Raw genomic sequence first — 11,464 nt, forward strand, 5'->3', positions numbered from 1 at the left:
GGCGGTGCCGGGATGCAGGGTCAGAGACTGCATCTCGGAAAAACGGGTGTCGGGTGAGAGACGACACTGCGGAAACCGCGGAGAAGCCGCTAGGGCTTTTCCTTCGGCCCGGCAAAGACCACCCCCTCCATTGGGTGCAGCCGGGGCGGAGAAGAGGCCCGCCCCGCTTCCCACCTTCTTCAATGGCCAGACGGCGAAAGCCGGGCGTGGCGGCGATGACGCGCGCCTTCATTCTCCCCACTAAGGGGGGGTGGGCATTCTAATACACCACCACGCTTCGGATGCTTTCGCCCGCATGCATCAGCTCGAAACCCTCGTTGATCTCCTCCAGCTTCAGTGTGTGGGTGATCATCGGGTCGATCTCGATCTTGCCGTCCAGATACCAGTCGACGATCTTCGGCACGTCGGTGCGGCCGCGTGCGCCGCCGAACGCCGTCCCCTTCCAGACGCGGCCCGTGACGAGCTGGAATGGCCGTGTCGAAATCTCCTGGCCGGCACCTGCCACGCCGATGATGATCGACTGGCCCCACCCGCGATGGGCCGATTCCAGCGCCTGGCGCATGACGGTCACATTGCCCGTGCAGTCGAAGGTGTAGTCGGCCCCGCCGATCTGGTCGGCGCCGCGCTTGGTCATGTTCACGAGATAGGGCACCAGGTCGCCTCCCACCTCCTTCGGGTTGACGAAATGCGTCATGCCGAAGCGCTCGCCCCATTCCTTCTTCGAATTGTTGAGGTCGACGCCGATGATCATGTCGGCGCCGGCAAGTTTCAGGCCCTGGATGACATTGAGGCCGATGCCCCCGAGCCCGAAGACGATTGCCGTGGAGCCGATCTCCACCTTGGCCGTGTTGATCACCGCGCCGATGCCGGTGGTCACGCCGCAGCCGATATAGCAGATCTTGTCGAAGGGCGCGTCCGGGTTCACCTTCGCCACCGCGATCTCCGGCAGCACGGTGAAGTTGGAGAAGGTCGAGCAGCCCATATAGTGGTGCAGCTTCTCGCCATTCAGGGAGAAGCGCGAGGTGCCGTCCGGCATCACGCCCTGTCCCTGCGTGGCGCGGATAGCGGTGCACAGATTCGTCTTGCGCGACAGGCAGGAGGGGCACTGGCGGCATTCGGGCGTATAGAGCGGGATGACGTGGTCGCCCTTCCTGACGCTACTCACGCCCGGCCCGACCTCCACCACCACGCCGGCCCCCTCATGGCCGAGGATGGCCGGGAACAGGCCTTCTGGATCGGCGCCGGAGAGGGTGAAGTCGTCGGTATGGCAGATGCCCGTCGCCTTGATCTCGACCATCACCTCGCCTTCGCGGGGGCCGTCCAGATCGACCTCCATGATCTCGAGCGGTTTTCCGGCGGCAACGGCGACAGCAGCGCGGGTTTTCATGAACTTGCCTCCCTCTTGGCTCGACAGGCGACCGGTCCTCGACGAGGGGCCGGAAGACGCCGTCATGTTACATGCTTTGCGCGCCTGTGCCAGGGTGAACGGCGCCCGGCCCCCCCTATCGCGGAGGGCCGGAGCCTCGTCAAGCAAAGCCCTTGGTGAGCTCGAGCGCCTGCCGCTCGAAGAGCCGGCGATAGATGCCGCCCTGGCGCCGGATGAGCTGGGCGTGATCGCCCTCCTCGATCACGCGGCCCTTGTCGAAGACGAGCAGCCGATCGAGCGAACGTACGGTCGAGAGCCGGTGCGCGATCACCAGCGTCGTGCGGCCGACCATCAGCCGCTCCATCGCCTCCTGGATCAGCACCTCCGATTCCGAATCGAGGCTCGACGTCGCCTCGTCGAAGATGAGGATCGGCGCGTCGGCGAGGAAGGCCCGGGCGATCGCCACGCGCTGCCGCTCGCCGCCCGAAAGCTTGATGCCGCGTTCGCCCACGAGAGTCGCATAGCCCTTGGGCAGCGTCTCGATGAAGTCGTGCGCACTCGCCAGCTTCGCCGCCTGCTCGATCTCCCTCATCGTGGCACCCGGACGGGCATAGGCGATGTTTTCCGCCAGCGACCGGTGGAACAGGATCGGCTCCTGCTGCACGATGGCGATCTGCGCGCGCAGCGACGACTGCTGCACCTGCGAAATGTCCTGGCCGTCGATCAGGATGCGCCCGCCGGTGACGTCATAGAGCCGCTGGACCAGCTTCACGAATGTCGTCTTGCCAGAGCCTGAATGCCCGACATGGCCGACGCGCTCGCCGCCGCGGATCGTCAGGGAGAAATCCTTGTAGAGCGGAGTGGCGTGACCGCCGTAATGGAAGGTCACCTTCTCGAAATCGATGCGGCCTTCCTTGATGGCAATGGGCCTGGCTCCCGGCGCATCCTCGATCCCGAGCGCTTCGTCGTGGATGGCGACGAGTTCCTCCAGGTCGTTCACCGAGCGCTGCACGTTGCGCACATGCATGCCCACATCGCGCAGATAGCCCTGCAGCACGAAGAAGGCGGTCAGCACAAAGGCGATGTCGCCGGCGGTCGCCCGTCCGCCGCTCCACAGCATGATCGCAAAGCCGATCACTGCGGCGCGCAGCACGATCAGGGTGACCCCCTGCGTCGTGCCGTTGATCGTGCCGCGCACCCAGGTGCGGCGGGTGCGGCTGCGCCACTTCTCGATCACACGGCCGAGCCGCCCGTCCTCGCGCCCCTCGGCGCCGAAGGCTTTCACCACCGGGTTGCAGGAGACGGCGTCGGCGAGGGAGCCACCGAGCTTGGTGTCCCAGGCATTGGCGAGGCTCGCGGCGGGAGCCACATAGCCGAGCGACAGCGTCACCGTGAGAGCCACGTAGATGATGGAGCCAGCGGCGACGATGGCGCCCATCATCGGCCAGTACCAGCCAAGCAGGAGGGTCGATCCCACCAGCATCACCGCCGAAGGAAACAGCGCCACCAGGATCGTGTCGTTCAGAAGGTCCAGCGCCCAGATGCCGCGCGTGATCTTCCGCACCGTCGACCCGGTAAAGCTGTTGGCGTGCCAGTCCGTCGAAAAGCGCTGCACCCGGTGAAAGGCATCCGACGCGATCTCGGTCATCATCTTCAGCGTCAGCTCGATGATCCCCATAAAGGCGATGTGCCTGAGCGCAATGGCGCCGCCGGAGAGAGCAAGCAGCATGAGGAATGCGGCAACAGCCGCGTTCCAGGCCACTTCGTCCGTTGCTGCACCCCTGGCCACGGCATCCACCAGCCGTCCGGAATAGAGCGGCGTCAGCACGTCCGCCATGGTGGAGACCAGCACGGCCAGGATGATCACGGCGAGCCTGCCCGGCTGCCGCCGCCAATGGACGGCGCAGAAACGGAACACATCGCGAAAGGCATTGCCCCTGAGGGCATTGCGGAAGGAAGTCATGATGTTCGCCGGATGCAGACGCATCCGGTCCCAAAATCGATGTTTTGAAGAATGGCGCCGGACGAAAACCCGTCCGGAAACGCTGCCGGCTAATGCGAAGCGCTCCTCGGCGGAGGCGCTCGGGCGGCAGTCGCCTTGACGGTCCGGCGCGGTCGGCGGTCTGCGACCTAACGGTGCTGCCGGGACATCAAGCCGCTGCCTTCATGGGAAGAGCCGAATGCTCGCATTCGTGGCCTCCTTCGAAGGACAAAACGGGAAGATGCTTCATATAGGCGCGCCGCCTCCTCGCCAAGCCCTCAAAGATCATTCCGCAAGGGTGTGTTCCGGCTGCAACAGGGGCGAACCGCTCCGTCGGTCAGCGCTTCAGACACGGCGCTCGAAATAGTTGGTCATCTGCAGCGCCCCGAGGATGATCGCCACGCCCAGGAGCGTGGTCCAGCCCGGCACCTCGGCGAAGATGAAATATCCCGTGGCGGTGGCGAAAATCAGCGAGAGGTAGCCGAGCGGCGCCAGGAAATTGGCGGGCGCGGACTGATAGGCGCGCAGGTAGCAGAACTGTCCAAGCTGGGCGAGCACGCCGATGGCGAGCAATGTCGGCCAGTCCGCGGGCGCGACCGGCTGCCAGACCGCGGTGGCCGGAACGGCGATCAACGCGGTGACGCCTACCGAATAGAAGACCATCAGCACGGCGGTGTTCTCGTCCTTCAGCGCGCGGATCTGGATGATCGACAAGGCGCCGAAAAAGACAGAGCAGAAGCAGGCAACGAGCCCGAGATTGAGCGGCGCGCTGCCGGGCGTGACCATCACCAGCACGCCGGCGAAACCCGCCGCTGTGCCGATCCAGCGGATCGCGCCGATGCGCTCGGCAAGGAGCAGCACGGCAAGAACCATGACGACCAATGGCCGGGTGAAGCCGATCGCCGTCACAAGGGCAAGCGGAAGCATCGTCAGGGCGATGAAGTTTCCCGAGAGCGCGGCGGCATGGCAGGCGACACGCAGGAGATGGCAGCCGAGGCGCCGGGTCCCGACGATTTCGGGCCAGTACCGCCAGGCAAGCGGCAGGACGGTTACAAAGCCGATCAGCGACCGGATGAAGACGATCTGGATTGCCGGATAGGTGGCGCCCTCGATCTTGACCAGCGCGCTCATGGCCGAAACCAGCGTCATATCCGTGAGGAGCCACGCCGCGGCGATGCGGTTGGCCGCCCGGTCCCCTGTCGACACCCCGCTCAAGCGGACTGCACGAGGTTTGCCATCAGGCGGAACGCCCCGGGCACGAGCTTGTCGAGCTGGTGGTGCAGCACGAGGCTCGTATGCGTGTGCCGACCTCTGCCGACACGGGCGGAGAGGAGCGAACCTTTCAGCGGCGCCTCGCCGGCATCGTGCATGGCAAGGAGGGGTTCATAGGCGTCATCCCACCTGCTGGCGAAGTAGAGACCGCGCTCCTTGTCCCAGCCTGAAAAATCCTCCTGGCCGATCCTGTTCGGGCCGGTGAGCAGCGGGTGCTCAGGCGCAAGGATGTCCACGGGGGAGGCGGGGTCCGTCACGCGCCATCGCAGAGAGGGCGAGCCGATGACGAGCCGGCGCGGCGGCGTTTTTTCGGGCGACCAGCCGTCCGACGGGCGGTGATAGAGCGTCACGAGATGGCCGCCTGCCGCAATCCATTCATGCAGCTTTTCCGTGGCGGCGGAGAGATCGGGGCGCAGCCCGAAGGCGAAGATGCCGACAACGATGGTGCTGAAGCGGGAGAGATCGCCACGCAGTCCCGCCTCGTCGAGCTCCGTCACGTCGAGCCCCATGCGCTTCAGCCAAAGGCCGACGCGGTCGCTGCCGCCGCCGATATAGCCGACCCGCGTGCCTTCCGGCAGCCGAAGGTCGAGCACGAGCACGTCGAGGTTTTGCGGAGCGATGAAGCGGGTGCGGCCGATATGAGGATAGGCGACGGGCGTCTGCCGATAGGCTTGGGCGCCGTCGACGGTCGCGCGCAGGCTGTAGCGGCCGGGCTGGATGTCGCGCGCGATCTCGATCTCAAAACCCTCGGCGGTTTTCTTCACCGCAATGCGTGGGGCTGCGGCAAGCTCAAGGGACGCCTTCGGGCCGTCGATGTCGGTGCGAACGGGAATCGGGCCGGGCGCCGAGCACGTCGAGACGATCGCCGCGTCAGGGGAAAGCGCAACGGAATGTGCGGGCACGATATCGATGGGCTGTTCCGGCTCGACAAGAATTCTCGCCTTTCGGCCGCCGATTTCCGCATGAAGCGCCACAGCGGCGCCCGCGCCGCCGAGGAGGCTGGAAAACTGCGGCGGATAGGCATTGCGCACCGGCGCTTCCCCGGAGACCGTCAGGGGGAAGGATGCGAGCGAATTTTCCCGCCTGGCTTGGCCGCATGAAATGCCCTCTGGCAGAATAGGCTCGATCTCGATGAAGGCAGCCTCGTTCGGCCCGATATGCACATGAAGGGTTCCGCTGCCGCCGGGCGCGAGCACGGCAGGCTCCGCCCAGACCGTCGCCGTCAGGCCCGCGGCGCAGGCAAGTGCCGCGTCGATCTCGGCCAGTTTCCTCGCCAGGCGGTGGCCGAACCGCTCCTTCTCCTCCTCGGAAAGAAGGCTCTGTGCAATTTCGATGTGGCGCGCCGCCGCGGCCAGATTCTCGATGATCTCGACACGCTGCGGGAACGCGCCGAGCGCCAGCTCGATCCTCGCCTGGGCGGTGTGGAGCTGGTCGCCGGCCTCCTTGCCGAGACCGGAGGCGAGATCGGCCAAGGTCGCGGGCAGGCCGTCCCGGATGTCGGTTTCGCCGCCGCTGCCGCCGAGCTTCAGGTGCAGGGGCCATTCCGCTTGTGGCTCGGGCTGCCACTCTCCCATGCCCTGCGAGGCGTGGAAAGCGCGCGACCATTCGCCGATTTCTGCATAGGCGGCTCCGGTCGCCGGATCGGCGCCGGGAGCGCTGACCGTCACCGTGGCATTGGGCGGCGGGACCTCGTCGTCATAGGTGCCGCCGCCGCCGGACCATGCCGGCAGATAGAATTTGCCCACCTGCCATGGAGTAAGGCCCCCGGCGAGATGCTCCGGGAAAGCATGCGGATCGGCGGCCAAGCTCACCGCCTCCTCCGCCGCCTCGGTCATGGCGCGGTGATGCCCATGCTGGCCCGGCACGTCGAGGAAGGTCGGAATGACGATGTCCGGCCGCTCGGCGCGATAGGCGCGCACGAGCCTTTCGAGAAGGCGCTCGCGGCCCCAGCGGGCAAGCGTGTCCTTGCCGTCTTTCGAGAAGCCGAAATCATGCACCGGATCGTCCGGCCCATGCCCGAGCCAAACCACATCGGCGTCGAGCGTGCGCGCCGCCTCTTCCAGTTCCCGCGTGCGCAGCACGCCCAACGCGCCGCCGCGCTCCGGGCCCAAGCTGTTCTGCCCGCCTTCGCCGCGCGTCGAGCAGGCGATGATCACTCGCATCCCGTAGGCGAAGCGCAGGGCGGCAAGCATCCCGCTCTCCTCGTCGTCCGGATGGGCGCCGGTGTTCATGACCGTCAGGGTAGAGGTGAGGCGGGAGAGCGCGCGGTAGAGTTCGACAAGGGCAGGGCGCGCTTTCCGGCGCTCGAGGCGCTCGCGGGCGGTCAGCATGGGGCTTTCCCGTTGTGAAAGGTGTTTTGCACAAGGCGCATCGGCCGGCTGGGGGGCGGGGCGACGCTCAGATGCGGGGAGACCGTGTCGAGCAGAGGCAATGCGGCCGCTCCGAGAGCTGCGGTGAGCTGGCCCGTCTGGCCGCGCATCACGCGCGGTAGGGCGCGGTTGCGGCGCGTGGCGACGGAGACCGGAAGCGGCTCCAGCGCCGCGATCACCGCGTCGAGCACCGCATCGGGGAGGCCGCCGCCGAAGATGACCGTCTCCGGGTCGAAAATGTTCTCGAGCATGGCGACTGCCGGCGCAAGGTGATCGGCCGCTTCCTCGATCCACGCTGTCACCACGGCGTTACGCGACGCGAACAGCGCGTGGAGAGCGTCAATGCTGCCGGCCTTGAGCCCGGCCGCGGCAAGCCGCTCACGCAGGGCGAAGACGGAGGCGACGCGCTCTAGCGCCCCCTCGGGCCCATAGCTCACGGCGCGGTTGCGCGGGGCAAGCACCACATGGCCTATCTCGCCCGCATTGCCGAAAGCGCCGCGCAACGGGCGTCCGTCCTGGATCACGCCCAGGCCGAGCCCGACGCCGAAATAGAGGTAGCAGAAACTGCCGATCTGCCGGCCCGCCCCATAGAGCCGCTCGCCCACAGCCGCCGCCGTCGCGTCATTGTCGAGGGCCACCGCCTCGCCCGTGGCTTCGGCGATCAGAGGCGCCGCATCGATGCCGGTCCAGCCGGGCAGCGTGGCCGGGCCCACGGAACTCATGCCCTCGATCTCGAAAGGACCGGGCATCACCACGCCCACGCCCAGCAGGCGGGGAACGGCGGAATCGAGCCTGGCGCGCAAAGTAGCGATTTCCTCGGCGATGCGCTGCGGCACGTGCCCGGGATCGGCCCGCTCCAGGGGTGTGATCGCCTCCGCCCGCAGTCCGCCCGCAAGGTCGAGCAGCACCGTCACCATATGGTCGGCGGCCACTTCCACGCCGGCCGTCAGCGGCCCGTCCGGATTGAAAGCGAACTGGATTGGCGGCTGGCCGCGGCCGCTGCGCAGCCTGCCGAGCTCGATCAGCATGCCTTCCCCGATCAGCTCGTCGACGATATTGGCCACCGCCTGAGGCGTCAGATGGGCGTGGCGGGCGATCTCGGTGCGGCCGAGATGGCCGTGGACGCGTATGACCTCCAGCACCACGCGGCGGTTGTGCGCCCGGTTCCGTTCGGGATTGCTGCCGATCGCAACCGCTCGCCGCTCTGTGCTCTTCTGCTGCCTGATCATGCTCCGGCCGTATGGCGAGGCTTCGGACCGAAAAGCTATTTTTCCGGGCCAAATAACTCAAGTAGATTATTTTATTGACAAGCCTCGAGCGCTGCGATGACCATAGGTCGAGGGAGCAGGTAAGTCCGCTTCTCGGGGAACACGCCGCAGCCGTAGCGCCAGCGGCGGAAAAGGAGGCTTCACATGCGCAGCAGGATCCGTTTGGCCGGGCTCGTCGCCGGCGTCAGCTTTCTCGCCATGGGCTCGGCGAAGGCCGTGGAGATCGAATACTGGCAGTATGTCTTCGATACGCGCGTCCAGGCCATGGACCAGCTCATCCAGAAGTTCCAGGAGGCCAATCCGGACATTACCGTCAAGCATGTGACCTTCCCCTATGCCGACTACCAGACGCGCGTGACGGCCGCGAAGCTGGCGGGGCAGGGCCCTGATGTGGTTCAGCTCTTCTATGGCTGGCTCGACAATTTCGTTGCCGGCGAACTGATCAAGCCGCTCGATCCGGCAGTCTTCCCCTATGAGCAGATCGAGAGCGAATTCTTCCCCATCGTCTCTGCCATGAAGCGGGGCGATCAGTATTACGGCCTGCCGACAGCCGTACGCTCCCTGGCGCTCTTCTACAACAAGCAGCTGTTCCAGGAAGCAGGGCTCGACCCCAACAAGCCGCCGCAGACGCTCGACGAACTGGTCAAGGCGGCGGAGGCTACCGTCAAGCGCGATGGCGGCGGCAACATGACTTCGGCGGGCATCACCATCGCCATGGAAGGGCAGGACCACCAGTGGTGGCGCGAGGTGCTCATCCGCCAGAATGGCGGCCAGCCATATTCCGACGATGGGAAGCAGGTTGCGTATAATGACGAAGCCGGCGTTACGGCGCTCAAATTCATCACCGACCTGCAGACGGTGCACAAGGTGGGGCAGGCGGGCTTCATGGACGAAGGGCAGGCGGCATTCCGCGCCGGCCTCGCGGCCATGACGATCGACGGCACCTTCCGTCTCGGCGCCTTCGCCAACAACCCCTTCGAATGGGGCGTGACGGAACTGCCGGCCAATGCCGAGGGCCTGCGCTCCAACTATTCGAGCTATTTTGCAAATGCCATCGGCGCGACGGCGGAAGGCGAGGAACTGGAAGCGGCGCAGAAATTCCTCGCCTATATCTCTTCCCCCGAGGCGATGGAGCTCTGGCTCGAAGTGGTGGGCGAGCTGCCGGCGCGCAAGGCCGTCGCCATGACCGAGAAGAACCTCGCCGATCCGATCTACGGCCCGTTCCTCAAGGGTCTGGAATATGCCCATACGACCATCTTCGTCGACGAGCAGGCGCAGCGCCAGGTGGCAATAGACATGGCCAACCGCGTCCTCCTGCAGAACCAGGATCCCGCCGCATCCGTCGCCCAGGCGGCGCAGGAAGAACAGGCGATCCTCGACAGGTTCTACAAGCAGTAAGTCAGGCGGCGGGCGATGGCAACGATCGCGCGGCAGGCGGGTCCGGCGGAAAGCGCCGGGCTCTGGGATCGCCTGTCGATCCGCACCAAGCGCGTGATTTGGGCGTGGAGCTTCCTCGCCCTGCCGGTCGTCTTTTATGCCGGCATCCGCTTCTATCCCACCTTCCAGGCTTTCTGGCTGTCCTTCACCGACTGGGATCTCCTAAGGCCTGCCACCTTCATCGGTCTTGAAAACTATCGCCGCCTCTTTGCAGACCCGCTGTTCTGGCAGGTGTTCCGCAACACATTCACCTATCTCATCATCGGCACGCCGGTGAGCCTCGTGCTCGCCTTCGTCGTCGCCTTCTATCTCGACCGCGTGCGCTTCATGCACGGCTTCATCCGAGCGCTTTATTTCCTGCCCTTCCTCACGACGGCAGCGGCGATGGCCTGGGTATGGCGGTGGTTCTACCAGCCCGTGCCCATCGGCGTGATCAACGGCTTCCTGGGCATGATCGGCATTCCGCAACAGCCGTTTCTCCGGTCCGTCGACCAGGCGCTGCCCGCCATCATGGTGACGGCCATCTGGGCGGGCATCGGCTTCCAGATCATCATCTTCATGGCGGGCCTGCGCGCCATCCCCTCGACCTATTACGAGGCCGCGCGCATCGACGGCCTCGGCGAGTGGGCGATCCTGCGCAAGATCACCCTGCCGCTCCTGAAACCAACCACCGTCTTCCTCGTCGTCTTCTCCTCCATCGGCTTCCTGCGCATCTTCGATCAGGTCTACAACATGACGACCAACGATCCGGGCGGCCCGCTCAACTCCACCAAGCCGCTGGTGCTGATGATCTTCCAGACGGCCTTCTCCTCCTACGATATGGGCTATGCCGCGGCGCAGACCGTAGTGCTGTTCACCATCCTGCTTCTCGTCTCGCTCCTCCAGCTCTGGGTGTTGAGGAAGCGCGCATGACCGCTGTCGCCGCGCCCTCGACCGAGCTTGCCGCCAACCGGAAAAACATCCGGCCGGGCCGTGTGGTCGCCTGGACGCTCCTCTTCATCGGCGGCCTCGTCATGATCACGCCGCTCCTCTACATGTTCTCGACCTCGCTGAAATCGGCCGGTCAGGTTTACGACCTGCGGCTCTTCCCAGCGGATCCCACGCTCGACAATTACCTCCGCGTGCTCTCGGACGGGCGGTTCCTGCGCTGGTTCCTCAACTCGTTGATCGTGGCGACGGCGGTCACCGTCTCCAACGTCTTCTTCGACAGCCTGGTCGGCTATACGCTGGCAAAATTCACTTTCCGCGGGCGCTATTTCATCTTCCTCGCCATTCTCTCGACCCTCATGATCCCGACAGAGATGCTCGTGATCCCCTGGTATCTCATGTCCAGTCAGCTCGGCTGGCTGGATACTTATTGGGGCATCATGTTCCCGGGCATGATGACGGCTTTCGGGACCTTCCTGATGAAGCAGTTTTTCGAGACCGTGCCGGACGACTTCATCGAGGCCGCGCGGGTGGACGGGCTCAACGAATTCACGATCTGGTGGAAGATCGCCATGCCCATGGTGACGCCGGCCCTCTCGGCGCTCGCAATCTTCACCTTCCTCGGCAACTGGACCGCCTTCTTCTGGCCGCTCATCGTCGTCACCAGCCGCGAGATGTACACGCTGCCGGTCGGGCTCTCGAGCTTCGCCGTCGAGCAGTCGATCCAGTGGGAGATGATCATGACCGGTGCGGCGCTGGCCACGATTCCCACGCTGCTCGTTTTCCTCGTGCTGCAACGCTACATCGTGCGCGGCGTCATGCTGGCTGGGCTGAAGGGCTGACC

The 11,464-nt window shown here is 65.5% G+C and carries 8 protein-coding genes; 3 read left to right on the forward strand and 5 right to left on the reverse strand.

Going from position 1 to position 11,464, the window contains the following annotated elements:
- Positions 1-259: 259 nt before the first annotated feature.
- From RIN79_RS20035 to RIN79_RS20055, 5 genes are all read right to left on the reverse strand, one after another.
- Entirely contained in the window at positions 260-1,387 is a 1,128-nt protein-coding gene (locus tag RIN79_RS20035) for an S-(hydroxymethyl)glutathione dehydrogenase/class III alcohol dehydrogenase (RefSeq protein WP_309086474.1), read from the reverse strand.
- Positions 1,388-1,526: 139 nt separating this feature from the next.
- Positions 1,527-3,329 (reverse strand): ABC transporter ATP-binding protein, encoded by a 1,803-nt coding sequence (locus RIN79_RS20040; RefSeq protein ID WP_309086475.1) that lies wholly within the window; start codon positions 3,327-3,329, stop codon positions 1,527-1,529.
- A gap of 363 nt (positions 3,330-3,692) precedes the next feature.
- Positions 3,693-4,562: a DMT family transporter gene (locus RIN79_RS20045; RefSeq protein WP_375165987.1), complete on the reverse strand. Its 870-nt coding sequence runs from the start codon at positions 4,560-4,562 to the stop codon at positions 3,693-3,695.
- Positions 4,559-6,949, reverse strand: a complete 2,391-nt coding sequence (locus RIN79_RS20050; protein ID WP_309086476.1) for a PIG-L family deacetylase — start codon at positions 6,947-6,949, stop codon at positions 4,559-4,561. The genes RIN79_RS20045 and RIN79_RS20050 overlap by 4 nt, the downstream gene beginning before the upstream one ends.
- Positions 6,943-8,217: an ROK family protein gene (locus RIN79_RS20055; RefSeq protein ID WP_309086477.1), complete on the reverse strand. Its 1,275-nt coding sequence runs from the start codon at positions 8,215-8,217 to the stop codon at positions 6,943-6,945. Before RIN79_RS20055 ends, RIN79_RS20050 begins: the two co-directional genes overlap by 7 nt.
- 183 nt (positions 8,218-8,400) lie before the next feature.
- Here RIN79_RS20055 and RIN79_RS20060 point away from each other — a divergent pair, with 183 nt between their 5' ends.
- Genes RIN79_RS20060 through RIN79_RS20070 form a run of 3 tightly spaced genes read left to right on the forward strand, consistent with a single transcriptional unit; the run spans position 8,401 to position 11,462 of the window.
- On the forward strand, positions 8,401-9,654 hold the full coding sequence (locus tag RIN79_RS20060) for an extracellular solute-binding protein (RefSeq protein WP_309086479.1): 1,254 nt from the start codon (positions 8,401-8,403) through the stop codon (positions 9,652-9,654).
- A 15-nt stretch (positions 9,655-9,669) separates the two neighbouring features.
- Positions 9,670-10,605: a sugar ABC transporter permease gene (locus tag RIN79_RS20065; protein WP_309086480.1), complete on the forward strand. Its 936-nt coding sequence runs from the start codon at positions 9,670-9,672 to the stop codon at positions 10,603-10,605.
- Positions 10,602-11,462 carry a carbohydrate ABC transporter permease gene (locus RIN79_RS20070; protein ID WP_309086481.1) on the forward strand — a complete coding sequence of 287 codons (861 nt, stop codon included), beginning with the start codon at positions 10,602-10,604 and terminating at the stop codon, positions 11,460-11,462. The genes RIN79_RS20065 and RIN79_RS20070 overlap by 4 nt, the downstream gene beginning before the upstream one ends.
- Positions 11,463-11,464 lie beyond the last annotated feature (2 nt).

The organism is Chelativorans sp. (genome assembly GCF_031180965.1).
In the GTDB taxonomy this organism is placed as follows: Bacteria; Pseudomonadota; Alphaproteobacteria; order Rhizobiales; family Rhizobiaceae; genus Chelativorans.